Origin of the sequence: Methylorubrum populi, assembly GCA_036946625.1 — a bacterium.
Lineage (GTDB): Bacteria > Pseudomonadota > Alphaproteobacteria > Rhizobiales > Beijerinckiaceae > Methylobacterium > Methylobacterium populi_C.
On sequence record JAQIIU010000002.1, the window covers coordinates 1,354,234 to 1,366,787 of the forward strand.

10 protein-coding genes and 2 pseudogenes are annotated in these 12,554 nt (G+C 70.6%); 8 read left to right on the forward strand and 4 right to left on the reverse strand.

What is annotated here, in order from left to right; translation table 11 throughout:
* Window positions 1-140: 140 nt before the first annotated feature.
* Window positions 141-275 (reverse strand): annotated as a pseudogene (locus PGN25_08365) (SAM-dependent methyltransferase).
* 300 nt (window positions 276-575) lie between these two features.
* On the opposite strand from PGN25_08365, the gene PGN25_08370 reads away from it, so the two are divergent.
* From PGN25_08370 to PGN25_08390, 5 genes are all read left to right on the forward strand, one after another.
* Window positions 576-860, forward strand: coding sequence for a hypothetical protein (locus tag PGN25_08370; GenBank protein ID MEH3117602.1), 285 nt, complete (start codon window positions 576-578; stop codon window positions 858-860).
* A gap of 99 nt (window positions 861-959) precedes the next feature.
* Window positions 960-1,682, forward strand: a complete 723-nt coding sequence (trmD, locus tag PGN25_08375; protein ID MEH3117603.1) for a tRNA (guanosine(37)-N1)-methyltransferase TrmD — start codon at window positions 960-962, stop codon at window positions 1,680-1,682.
* 290 nt (window positions 1,683-1,972) lie between these two features.
* Window positions 1,973-3,148 carry a phosphoserine transaminase gene (locus tag PGN25_08380; GenBank protein MEH3117604.1) on the forward strand — a complete coding sequence of 392 codons (1,176 nt, stop codon included), beginning with the start codon at window positions 1,973-1,975 and terminating at the stop codon, window positions 3,146-3,148.
* A 158-nt stretch (window positions 3,149-3,306) separates the two neighbouring features.
* Window positions 3,307-4,914 carry a phosphoglycerate dehydrogenase gene (gene serA, locus PGN25_08385; GenBank protein MEH3117605.1) on the forward strand — a complete coding sequence of 536 codons (1,608 nt, stop codon included), beginning with the start codon at window positions 3,307-3,309 and terminating at the stop codon, window positions 4,912-4,914.
* A gap of 85 nt (window positions 4,915-4,999) precedes the next feature.
* The gene (locus PGN25_08390; protein MEH3117606.1) at window positions 5,000-5,203 is read left to right on the forward strand and encodes a DUF1902 domain-containing protein; all 204 of its coding nucleotides are present in this window, start codon (window positions 5,000-5,002) and stop codon (window positions 5,201-5,203) included.
* Window positions 5,204-5,237: 34 nt separating this feature from the next.
* On the opposite strand, the gene PGN25_08395 is transcribed toward PGN25_08390, so the two are convergent.
* Window positions 5,238-5,552, reverse strand: a complete 315-nt coding sequence (locus tag PGN25_08395; GenBank protein ID MEH3117607.1) for a DUF2853 family protein — start codon at window positions 5,550-5,552, stop codon at window positions 5,238-5,240.
* A 248-nt stretch (window positions 5,553-5,800) separates the two neighbouring features.
* On the opposite strand from PGN25_08395, the gene mtnA reads away from it, so the two are divergent.
* Window positions 5,801-6,898, forward strand: coding sequence for an S-methyl-5-thioribose-1-phosphate isomerase (gene mtnA, locus PGN25_08400; GenBank protein MEH3117608.1), 1,098 nt, complete (start codon window positions 5,801-5,803; stop codon window positions 6,896-6,898).
* A gap of 186 nt (window positions 6,899-7,084) precedes the next feature.
* Here the strand turns inward: mtnA and PGN25_08405 are convergent, their stop codons facing one another.
* Both PGN25_08405 and PGN25_08410 read right to left on the reverse strand, forming a co-directional pair.
* Window positions 7,085-8,911, reverse strand: coding sequence for an MATE family efflux transporter (locus tag PGN25_08405; protein MEH3117609.1), 1,827 nt, complete (start codon window positions 8,909-8,911; stop codon window positions 7,085-7,087).
* 18 nt (window positions 8,912-8,929) lie between these two features.
* On the reverse strand, window positions 8,930-10,786 hold the full coding sequence (locus PGN25_08410) for an ABC transporter ATP-binding protein (protein MEH3117610.1): 1,857 nt from the start codon (window positions 10,784-10,786) through the stop codon (window positions 8,930-8,932).
* Between the two features lie 117 nt (window positions 10,787-10,903).
* Here PGN25_08410 and PGN25_08415 point away from each other — a divergent pair, with 117 nt between their 5' ends.
* Both PGN25_08415 and PGN25_08420 read left to right on the forward strand, forming a co-directional pair.
* Window positions 10,904-11,392 carry a tRNA (cytidine(34)-2'-O)-methyltransferase gene (locus tag PGN25_08415; GenBank protein MEH3117611.1) on the forward strand — a complete coding sequence of 163 codons (489 nt, stop codon included), beginning with the start codon at window positions 10,904-10,906 and terminating at the stop codon, window positions 11,390-11,392.
* Between the two features lie 632 nt (window positions 11,393-12,024).
* Window positions 12,025-12,384: pseudogene (locus PGN25_08420) on the forward strand (PspA/IM30 family protein).
* Window positions 12,385-12,554: the final 170 nt, after the last annotated feature.

Sequence of the window (12,554 nt, forward strand, 5' to 3'; positions counted from 1 at the left end):
CTGGATCGCCACGGCTTCGCCTCGCGATGACGCAGGAGAGGCCGAACTCATCAACCGGATGGCGTATGATATAAATTTTTGCTAGTCTCTACATATTCTTATTACATAAAGTACGTGCATGCGGGCTTGGGCGAACTTGTTCACCGTTTCTCCCGCATCACCTCATCCCGGCAGGGACGGATCGCATCCGGCGCGGGCACTTCGAATACCGCAAGGTAGCCGACCGTCGCCAGTTCGCAGCGCAGGAGCTTCGGCGTCGTGCCGTGGCGCGAGGGCCGGCAGGCACGACAGAAGGAGCGCGGCGGCGAAGCGGGTCATGCCGACGGTCAACGCCTGCAAGCGGCGGAACGTGCCGGCCCATACGGCACCCACTCGATCGCTTCGACGTCTCCTTCGTCCTTGCGAGGCTCGGCGCAAGCCATCCAGGGCGCTGCCGTATCCGGAAAGGTCGCGCCGCCGGATCGCTTCGCTGACGCTCGCGATGACGGCGTGCAGCGAGAACCGAATCACGCGAACCTTCGCGGGCACGCCCCGTTCTATGGAGACAGGTCCGAACCAGGCGCGAAGGCAGCCCCATGCGCAACCCCATCTTCTCCCTCTCCGCCGCCCTGGCACTCTCGCTCCTCACGGCCGGCCTCGCCCGTGCGCAGGGCATGCCCGGCGCGACGGTCGGGCTCCCCATGGGCTCGCCCGATCCGTTCGGCCTCTCGACGGTGAATCGGCCCGCGGGAACCGCCGAGCCCTTCGCCGACCCGAGCATGGACCGGGGCGAGCGCCGCATCGTCCGGCAGCCGCAGCGGCGCCTCAAGGGCCACCGCCACGCCACGCCGAAGCGCCGGGTTCCGACCGCGCGCCGCTGATCGCCGCTTTCGAAAGGCGGCAGCCACCGTTCGGGACGATGCTGCGGCGGGCTGCCCCATCTCCGTTGACCCGCCCGGCCGGCACCGCCATCAAGCGGCATGAGCGAGCCCGTTGCGACCGGTACGGCGGCCCCCTGGCGGGCCACCGTCCTGACCCTCTACCCGGAGATGTTCCCCGGGGCCCTCGGCCACTCCCTGTCGGGCGACGCGCTCGCCCGCGGACGCTGGAGCCTGGAGGCGCGGCAGATCCGGGAGCACGGCTTGGGCCGCCACCGCAACGTCGACGACACGCCCGCCGGCGGCGGGGCCGGCATGGTGCTGCGCTGCGACGTGCTCGGCGCCGCGATCGATGCCGCGGCCCCCCCGGACGACGCCCGCCCCCGTCTCCTCATGTCCCCGCGTGGACAATCGCTGACGCAGACCCGCGTGCGGGCGCTGGCCGAAGGCCCCGGCGCGATCATCGTCTGCGGGCGCTTCGAGGGCGTGGACGAGCGGGTGATCGCGGCCCGCGACCTCGAAGAGGTCTCGATCGGCGACTACGTGCTCTCGGGCGGCGAGATCGCGGCCCTGGTGCTGATCGACGCCTGCGTGCGCCTGCTGCCCGGCGTGATGGGCCAGCACGCCTCCGGGGTCGAGGAGAGCTTCGAGGGCGGCCTGCTCGAATACCCGCACTACACCCGGCCGCGGGAATGGGAGGGGCGGACGATCCCCGACGTGCTGATGGGCGGCAACCACGGCGCCATCGCCCGCTGGCGGGCCGAGCGGAGCCTCGCGCTGACGCGGGCGCGCCGGCCGGACCTGCTGGAGCGCGACGAACCTTAGATGGATCTTCTCCGGGACTGTTCTTGCGAGGACTGATACCAAGCGGCGCTGATCCCGACCGATGGTCGGGATCAGCGCATCCGGCGGATGGCCGCCGCCCCGCAGTCGCGGGGGCAGCCGACGATGAGTGATCCTCATCGCCGGCTGGTATGAAACATCGTTCTGTCACCTGCGGCACACACCGGGGCGAATCCTGAAAAAGCCGCTTGCATCGCGGCCCGCAATCGGTCATTCACCGCGGCGGGACACCTCCCCCCAACGGGAGGCGCTCATCTGGAAGGATGGCTGACATGACGGCTCAAAAGCCCGCCGCGCGCCCGCGCGTGCCCAATTTCTCGTCCGGCCCCACGACCAAGCGTCCCGGCTGGACCCTCGATGCCCTCTCCGGCGCGGCACTCGGCCGCTCGCACCGCTCGGCCGCCGGCAAGGCGAAGCTCGCCGAGGCCATCGAATTGACCCGCAAGGTCCTGCGCGTTCCCGCCGATTACCGCATCGGCATCGTCCCCGGCTCCGATACCGGTGCCGTCGAGATGGCGATGTGGTCGATGCTCGGCCCGAAGGCCGTCGAGGTCATGGCCTGGGATTCCTTCGGCGCCGAGTGGGTCACCGACGCCCTGAAGGAACTCAAGATCGATCCGATCGTCCGCACCACCGAGCACGGCATCCTGCCGGCGCTGGACGCGATCGACACGAAGAACAACGACGTCGTCTTCACCTGGAACGGCACCACCGCCGGCGTGAAGATCCCGCACAGCGGCTGGATCGCCGACGACCGCGAGGGCGTCACGATCTGCGACGCGACCTCGGCCGCCTTCGCGATGCCGCTGCCGTGGGACAAGCTCGATGTCGTCACCTATTCCTGGCAGAAGGTGATGGGCGGCGAGGCCGCGCACGGCATGCTGATCCTCTCGCCGCGCGCGGTCGCACGCATCGAGAGCCACGCGCCGGCCTGGCCGATCCCGAAGGTCTTCCGCATGACCAAGGGCGGCAAGCTGATCGAGGGCATCTTCAAGGGCGAGACCATCAACACGCCCTCGATGCTCGCGGTCGAGGACTACCTCGACACCCTGAAATGGGCCGAGTCGATCGGCGGCCTCGACGCGCTCCACGCGCGGGCGGACGCCAACGCCAAGGTGGTCCACGACTGGGTGGCGCGCACCCCCTGGATCGGCCACCTCGCGGTGGATCCGGCGACCTACTCGAACACGGGCGTCTGCCTCGTGATCACCGACCCGGACGTGCTCGCCAAGGGCGACGCCGTGGTCAAGAAGGTCGCCGCCGGCATCGTCAGCCGCCTGGAGGGTGAAGGCGTGGCCTTCGACTTCGGCGCCTACCGCGACGCACCGGCCGGCCTGCGCATCTGGTGCGGGGCCACCGTCGAGGCCTCCGACCTCGCGGCGCTCACCCCCTGGCTCGACTGGGCCTTCGCCCAGGAAAAGGCGGCGCTCGCCGCCGCGGCGGCCTGAGGGTCCGAGACGTCACGATGGCCGGTCGCGCGACCGGCCATTTGCTCAATCAACGCGCTCCAGCGATCCGCCGGTGATGTCCCGCGCGACGCGGCGACCGGCCATGCCCCGCTCAGGGGCAGCGATCCTGCGCGCCCGCACGATGCGAGGTGCTTTCCATGCCCAAGCCCGCTTTGACCAAGCCCAGGGTCCTCATCTCCGACGCCCTGTCCGACGCCGCCGTCCAGATCTTCCGCGATCGCGGCATCGAGGTCGATTTCCAGCCCAGCCTCGGCAAGGACAAGGAGGCGCTGGCCGCCGTCATCGGCAGCTATGACGGGCTCGCCATCCGCTCCGCCACCAAGGCGACGGCCAAGCTGCTGGCGCAAGCCGCCCGACTCAAGGTGATCGGTCGCGCCGGCATCGGCGTCGACAACGTCGACGTGCCGGCCGCCACCGCCAAGGGCGTGATCGTGATGAACACGCCGTTCGGCAACTCGATCACCACCGCCGAGCACGCCATCGCCCTGATCTTCGCGCTCGCCCGCCAGATCCCCGCGGCGGACGCCTCGACGCAGGCCGGCAAGTGGGAGAAGAACCGCTTCATGGGCGTCGAGCTGACGGCCAAGACGCTCGGCGTGATCGGCTGCGGCAATATCGGCGCCGTGGTCGCCGACCGGGCGATCGGGCTGAAGCTGAAGGTCGTCGCCTACGATCCCTTCCTGACGCCGGAGCGCGCCGTCGAGATCGGCGTCGAGAAGGTCGAGCTCGACGAGTTGCTGGCACGCGCCGACATCATCACCCTGCACGTGCCGCTCACCGACAAGACCCGCAACATCCTGTCGGAGGAAAACCTCGCCAAGACCAAGCGCGGCGTGCGCATCGTCAACTGCGCCCGCGGCGGGCTCGTGGACGAGAGCGCCTTACGCGCCGCCCTCGATTCCGGCCACGTGGCGGGCGCGGCCTTCGACGTGTTCGTGACCGAACCGGCGACCGAGAACCCGCTGTTCGGCCACCCGAACGTCATCTGCACGCCGCATCTCGGCGCCTCGACCTCGGAGGCGCAGGAGAACGTGGCGCTCCAAGTCGCCGAGCAGATGGCCGACTACCTGCGCAGCGGCGCCATCACCAACGCGATCAACTTCCCCTCGATCTCGGCGGAAGAGGCGCCCCGCCTCAAGCCCTTCGTCGCGCTGTGCGAAAAACTCGGCTCGTTCCTGGGCCAGCTCACGGAAGCGCCGATCAAGGGCATCCGCATCACCTACGAGGGCGCGGTGGCCGGGATGAACACCCGGGCGCTGACCTCCGCGGCGGTGACCGGCGTGCTGCGCCCGATCCTGCAGGACGTGAACATGGTCTCGGCCCCGGTCATCGCGCGGGATCGCGGGATCGTCATGGACGAGATCAAGCGCGAGGGCGGGGCGAGCGACTACGAGTCGGTGGTGCGGATCACCGTCGATGCCGAGGACATGCCGCGCGACGCCGCCGGCACCGTGTTCCACGACGGCAAGCCGCGCGTCATCGAGATCCGCGGGATCGACATCGACGCGGCGTTCGCGCCGCACATGCTCTACGTGCGCAACCACGACAAGCCCGGCTTCGTCGGCCGCTTCGGCTCGGTGCTGGGTGAAGCGGGCGTCAACGTCGCGACCTTCGCGCTCGGCCGCGAGACGGAGGGCGGCAACGCCATCGCCTTCGTGGCGGTGGACGGCGAGGTGTCCCCCGAGGTGCTGAGGGCGATCGAGGCGATCCCGCAGGTGAAGCGTGTGCGCCCCGTGCGCTTCTGAGGCCGATCCCGGCCGCCCCGTGGACGGCGACGACGCGGAGGCTTCCGCGCCGTCGCCCCTCCCCTCCGACCGCGAGGATCGCAAGATGGGTTGCAAGGTCACCGTCCGCTGCGCCTGGGACGAGGCTGCCGGCGTCTTCTTCGTCCACGACTCGCCGGTGCCCGGCCTCGCCACCGAGGCACCGACCATGCCGGCCCTGCTGTGCAAGCTGCCGGGCATGATCCGCGACCTGCTCGACTTGGACGACGGCGCCTACATCGACATCTACGTCGAGCGGGTGAAGCGGTAACGCGCCCGTGCCCGGCCTGCGGGGCCGGGATCGCTCACGCCAGGGTGTCGAGCTTCCCGTAATGCTCGGCGAGCAGGTAGTAGAAGGTCAGCCGCGATTTCGAGCGGGTCGCCTTCATGGTCTCGCAGACGCCCTTGATGGCGGCGTCGAGGTCGCCGCCGTTGAGGCCGAGCTTCTTCTCCAGGAAGTTCTTGCGCACGGTTTCCAGCTCCGCCTTGTCGGAGCAGGCGACGTAGCGGGTATCGGACTGCGACAGGACGAGCCGGTAGGTCTTGGCGAGGCCCGCGACGGCAGCCTCGTTGACCGGCTTCTTGGCGTATTTCTTCACATCCTCCAGATGATCGGACATCGCGGCATCCTCCGGCAAGACCGCGCGGCGAGTTCTTCTGCGCGCGGTATCCGGCAGAGTGACCGAATTCCCGCCGCTGTCATGCCTTTCCGGTCGCAATCCATGCTCGCATCCACACTATTCGCGCACCGCCGCGCTCACGATGACCGATTTGTGATGGGCATCGGCCGTCGTCGCCCGGCATTGACAAAACCCCCGCCCGCATCGTGGGCTGGAACCGGCGGGGCCTTCGTGCGACACGGGGCTCCATGAAGATCGACGGACGCCCCTACCGCACCATCTTCCCCGAGGCCGACGGGCGCTCCGTCACGGTCATCGACCAGACACGGCTTCCCTTCGCCTTCGCGCTGAAGCGGCTGGCGAGCCTCGACGATGCGGCGGTGGCGATCCGCACCATGGTGGTGCGCGGCGCGCCGCTGATCGGCGTCACCGCGGCCTACGGCCTCGCGCTGGCGCTGCGCGCGGATGCGAGCGAGGCCGGGATCGAACGGGCCGCGGCGACGCTCGCCGCCACGCGGCCGACCGCGATCAACCTGCGCTGGGCGCTCGACCGGATGGCCGCCGTGCTGCGCCGCGTCCCGGAAGCCGAGCGCGCGGCGCTGGCCTTCGAGGAAGCGGCGCGGATCGCCGACGAGGACGTGGCGAGCTGCCGCGCCATCGGCGAGCACGGGGCGAGGATCCTGTCCGACATCGCCGCGCGGAAGCCGGGTCCCGTCAACGTCCTGACCCACTGCAACGCCGGCTGGCTCGCCACCGTCGACTGGGGCACGGCGCTGGCGCCGATCTACGTGGCCCACGATGCCGGGGTGCCGGTCCACGTCTTCGTGGACGAGACCCGGCCGCGCAACCAGGGCGCGGCGCTCACCGCCTTCGAACTGAACGCCCACGGCGTGCCGCACACGGTGATCGCCGACAACGCGGGCGGTCACCTGATGCAGCACGGCCAGGTCGATCTCTGCATCGTCGGCTCCGACCGCACCACGGCGGCGGGCGACGTGTGCAACAAGATCGGCACCTACCTGAAGGCGCTCGCGGCCTGCGACAACCGCATCCCGTTCTACGCGGCCCTGCCCTTCTCGACCATCGACTGGACGCTGTCGGACGGGGTGCGCGACATCCCGATCGAGGAGCGCGACGCCCGCGAGGTGACGCATCTCACCGGCCGCACCGACGAGGGCGGCTTCGCCACCGTCGCCGTGGTCTCGCCCGGAAGCCCGGTGGCCAACCCCGCCTTCGACGTGACGCCCGCCCGCCTCGTCACCGGCCTGATCACCGAGCGCGGCGTCTGCGCCGCGACCGAGGAGGGATTGGCGGGGCTCTATCCGGAGCGGCGTCGCGCGGCGTAGGCCGCGAGTCGGGTCCAGCGCGTCCTGCGGAGTCGGCTGCCCGGATCGCTTCGCCCGACGGTTCGCAATGGCGGTGCGGTTCCGGCCTCCGTCATCGCGAGGCTCGGCGCAAGCAATCCAGAGCGCGACGAGAGCCGAACGAATCCCCGGCGTCGCACCGAGCCTCTCCCCCCTTCAGGAAACCGCTCAATCCTTCAGCGGGTCGTGGCCCCAGTTCATCAGGGAGAGGCGCCAGGGCGAATCCTTCGTCCTGGCCTTGTCCTCGGGGCCACCCTGCTTGAGGTGGCGGTGCACGTAGCCGACCACCTTCTTCATGTGGGCGTAGTCGTCGTCGCTGAGATCGGCCTTCTTCTTGTGCAGGATCTCGACGATGCGGCGGCCTTGCCTGTGGCCGGTGGCCTCGCCGCCCTCCTTCTTCTGGCCGACCGATCGGCTCTCGTCGGATTCCAGGAATTTTTCGAGGGCCGAGGCGGTCATGTTCACCGCGCCCTCGAAGTCCTTCCAGATCGCCTCGTGATCGTCCTTCCCGGCCATGGCGTCCGTCGTCCTCCCGACATCCTCGGGGACGCAAACCCCGGCCCTCCCCGGCCGTTCCGCTCGGACACCGCCTGCGCGCTTGCGACGCGCGGCGCTCAGGCGCCGCCAGCGGATCACCAGCAGGATCGAGACCGTCAGGAGCCCGGCGCAGAAGCCGGCCCAGATGCCGCGCCCGCCCATTCCCGCGCCCCAGGCGAGCGCCGCCCCGAGCGGCACGCCGATGCCCCAGTAGCCGGTGAGGGCGATCAGCATCGGCACCTTGGTGTCCTGCAGGCCGCGCAGGGCTCCGAGCGCCACCGACTGCACGCCGTCCGAGATCGCGAACAGGGCCGAGAAGATCAGGAAGCCGGCCGCGACCGGAAAGACGTCGGCCGCACCGGGTGCCCCCGCATCGAGGAACAGGCCGATCAGGGGACGCGGCGCGAGCAGTTGAAGCAGCGCGCAGGCCACCATGAAGCCGAAGCCGAGCCAGAGCGCCACGGCGCCCGCGCGGCGCAGGCCGGCCCGGTCGGCGGCCCCGAAGGCGCGCCCGACCCGCACGGTCGCCGCCTGTCCGATGCCGTTGGGCACCATGAAGCAGGTCGCCGCGATCTGGAGCGTGACCGCGTGCGCGGCGAGCGGCACCGTGCCGAAGATGCCCATCGCCACGGTCGCCGCCTCGAACAGGCCGGCCTCGGCGATGCCGGCGACGCCCATCGGCAGGCCGATCCGCATCACGCGCCCCAGCCGCTCGGGGTCCAAGCGCCAGAGGCGGGCGAACATCCAGTGGCGGTGAAGGCCGGGGTCGAGCCGGATCACCGTGAGAAGCGCGGCGAGCGCCAGGAACTCGGTGAGCACGGTGCCGAGCGCCACGCCGACGATGCCGAGGTCGAGCGGCCCGAAGGCGAGGAAGGCGCCGAGCCCGAGATTGAGGGGAAGCGCGGCGAGGCTCACCGCGAGCGGCGGTCCCGGCCGCTGGAGCGCGGCGAGCGCGCCCTTGAGCACCATGAAGGCGAGGGCCGGGAACATCCACCATTGCAGCACCCGCATGTAGGCGCCGGCCTCTTGGGCGACCGCCGGCTCCTGATGCAGCAGCCCGAGCAGACGTTCCGTGAACCACAGGCCCGGCATCAGCGCGAGCGTCACGAGGAAGCCGACCCAGAGCCCGGCCCGCACGGTGCGCCGCACCTCGCCGCTCTCGGCTCCGTCGGCCGCGCGGCCGACGGCCTCGGCGACCAGCGGCGCCACCGAGGAGGTGAGGCCGATGCCGCCGATGAACAGGAGCAGGTAGAGGCTGGTGGCGAGCGCACCGGCCGCGATCGGTTCGGCGCCGAGTTGGCCGAGCAGCACCGCATCGGACGCCACCAGCCCGTGCTGGGCGAGATTGATGAGGACGAGCGGCGCCGACAGCTTCAGCGTCGCCCGCAACTCTTCCCGCCAGGGCGAGGCGGGCGGCCGCTCGAACCCGGTCGCCGCGAGGCTCGGTGAAGGCGTCACGACACCCCTCTCTTCCGCTTACGAGGCCGGGGCCGACGCCCGATCCCCCAGGAAACCGCCGGACTGGCGCCGCCACAGGTCGGCGTAGAGCCCGCCCCGGCGGATCAGTTCGGCGTGGGTGCCCTCCTCCTCGATCCGGCCGCGATCGATCACGATCAGCCGGTCGAGGGCGGCGATGGTCGAGAGCCGGTGGGCGATGGCGAGCACGGTCTTGCCGCCCATCAGCGTGTCGAGCGCCTCCTGGATCGCCGCCTCGACCTGGCTGTCGAGGGCGCTCGTCGCCTCGTCGAGGATCAGGATCGGCGCGTCCTTGAGGATGACGCGGGCGATGGCGATGCGCTGGCGCTGCCCGCCCGAGAGCTTCACCCCGCGCTCGCCGACATGGGCGTCGTAGCCGCGCCGGCCCTTGTGGTCCACGAGGTCGAGGATGAAGTCGTGGGCGTGCGCCGATCGCGCCGCCCGCTCGATCTCCGCGACGCTCGCCTCCGGGCGGCCGTAGGCGATGTTGTCGCGGATCGAGCGGTGCAGCAGCGAGGTGTCCTGGCTGACCATGGCGACGGCGCCGCGCAGGGAATCCTGGCTCACCCCGGCGATGTCCTGGCCGTCGACGAGGATGCGCCCGCCCTCGACGTCGTGCAGGCGCAGGAGCAGCGACGTGATCGTGCTCTTGCCGGCGCCGCTGACGCCGACGAGCCCGACCTTCTCGCCCGGCCGGATGCGGAAGGACAGGTTCTCGATGATGCTGGCATCGCCCCGCCCGTAGTGGAAATCGACGTTCTCGAAGCGGATGTCGCCGCCGGCGACGTGGAGCGTCCTCGCATCGGGCGCGTCGGCGAGGCCGTGCGGGCGGGCGATGGTCTGCATGCTCTCCTGGATCACGCCGACATTCTCGAACACGCCGCGCACGGTCTGCATCACCCAGCCCGACATCGCCATCAGCCGCAGGATCAGCGCGAGCCCGGCCGAGGCCTCGCCGGTCGTCATCCCGCCGCGCTGCCACAGGGCGAAGCAGACGTACGCGGTCGTGAACAGGAGCAGGCTGTTGAGCCCGCCGAGCAGGCTCGTCGTCAGCGTGGTGAGCCGGAACTGATGGAGATAGGCCTTCGTATGCGTGTCGACCGCGTCGCGCACGGCGGCGCGCTCCTCGCGGTCGCGGGCGAACAGCTTCACGGTGAGGATGTTGGTGTAGCTGTCGACCACCCGCCCGATCAGGGTCGAGCGGGTCTCGGCGGTCAGATGCGAGCGCTTGCGGGCGCGCGGCACGAACCACGCCGTCAGCCCGGCATAGGCCGCGACCCAGACCACCACGGGCAAGGCGAGCCACGCGGAGATCGAGGAGAACAGGCCGATCGCGGTGACCGCGTAGATCGCCACGTAGAGCAGCGTGTCGATGAACACGACCGCGAGTTCGCGCACCGCCGGCCCCACCTGCACGGTGCGGTTGGCGAGCCGCCCGGCGAAATCCGCCTGGAAGTACGAGAGCGAGTGGCCGAGCGTGTAGAGATGCGTGCGCCAGCGGATCTGGTTGGTCGATTGCGGCACGACGAGCTGGTTCGAGGCGACCTCGTGCAGCCAGATCGCGAAGGGGCGCACCACGAGGAGGAGCAGCGCCGCGAGCGTCAGCGGCACGGCGTTGTCGGAGACGACGCTCGCCCGGTCGGGCCCGTTCATCAGGTCGATGAACCAGCGCATCAGCAGGTAGAGCGAGGCCTCGATCCCGCCCGCCACCACGGCGATGACGAGCAGGACGAGGAGCGCGAAGCGGATCGGCCGCAGATAGAAGCCCGCGAAACCCAGCACGGTGTTCGGCGGCATGCGCCGGTCGTCGAAGGGGGCGAACGGATCGATGCGGCGCTCGAGCCAATCGAGGAACATTTTTTCCGAGACACCGCGTGAGGGACGAGCGGCTGAGGTAAGCCTTCTTGACGCCGAGCCAACCCCGCGCCCATGCCGCAGGCAAGACTCCGCCCCGCCGCCGAAGCCCCGCCCGCGATGCTGCGCCTCGCCCTCTACCAGCCCGACATTCCGCAGAATGCGGGCACGATGCTGCGCATGGCCGCCTGCCTCGGCGTCGCGGTCGAGATCATCGAGCCGGCGGGCTTCGACGTCTCCGACCGCCACCTGCGCCGCTCGGGCCTCGACTATCTCGACCACGTCGCGATCACCCGGCACCGCTCCTGGGACGCGTTCCAGGCATGGCGGCGCGAGACCGGCACCCGGCTCGTGCTCGCCACCACCGCCGGGTCGGCGCCCTATACGGGGCACGCGTTCCGCGACGGCGACTGCCTGCTGATGGGCCGCGAATCGGCCGGCGTGCCGGAGGCGGTCCACGCGGCGGCCGATTCGCGCGTCGTCGTGCCGATCCGGCCGGGCCTGCGCTCGCTCAACGTCGCGGTCTGCGCCGCGATGATCCTGGGCGAGGCGATCCGGCAGGTCGGGTCATCTTCGGGCGGCGGATCGCGCGACGACAACGGTGCGTGATCGAACCGTCAGCGCGACGGTGACCTCCGTATCGGGGCCATCCGGCCTCGCGTCGGCCGGATCGCTGCCGGACATCCATCATCGCATCCAAGGCGTGCACATCCCTTGAAAACACCGATTTGGTGTTTTAAGCTCGATTCGTGTCCAGATCAGGAACGCTCCCGTCCCGCCTGACCTACCGGCTCCTGCCCGAGCCGGCGGATCTCGCTGCGGTCCACACCCTGCTCGCAGCCTATCGGCGGATGCTCGTCCTCCTCGGGGAGATCCGCCGCGAGCACGGCCTGCGGGCCAACGTCGTCGCCCTGATCGAGCACGGCTACCAGCGCGTGCGCGACGAGACCGGGCTGCCGGCCCGACTCGTCACCCTCGGCATCCGCGATTTCGCGCAGCAGGCGAGCGGCCTCGACCCCGGAACGGTCACGTCGATGCCGCTCGACGACAAGCTGTTCAGCGTGAAGAGCGCCTCGGAGATCGCGCTCTCCACGCTCTGCGGCCGGCGCACCATGCCCTATCGCGTCGAGGGCTATGACGGCCCCTGGCGCGAACTCTCCAGCGCCCGCCTCACGGTCGCGGGCGACGCGCTCACCATCCAGGTGGGCGTCTCCGTCATCGCCCCGAAGGAGGAGACCCGCATGCCCGAGACCATCCTGACCCGCGTCGGCCGGATCATCGGCGGATTGTCCAACGCCGCCCTCGACGCGGTGGAGGACCGCAACGGCCTCGCCGTGGCCGAGCAGGCCCTGCGCGAGATCGATGCGGTGATCCACGAGGCCCGGCTCGATCTCGGCCGGATCAAGGCCGAGGCGCACCGCCTCGGTGTCCGCCGCGGCCAGCTCGACGGCGAATCGACCGCGCTCCCGGAAAAGCTGTCGCTGGCGCTGTCGAGCGGGCGCGAGGATCTGGCGCGGGCCGGCATCGCCCGGCAGCTCGACCTGGAGAGTCAGATCGAAGCGATCGATTCGAGTCTCGCGGACGTGGCCGAGCGCCACGCGGCGGCCTCGAAGGCGTTGCAGGCGGCCCAAGCCGCCCGGCGCGACGCCGAGCACCGCATCGCGCTGCTTCGCAACCCCGCGCCCCAGGCGGCCGACCCGCTCGACGGCTACGGCCGCGAGGAGGCCACGCGCACCCCGCCAGCTCGAACAGTCGCTGCGGGCGATCGACC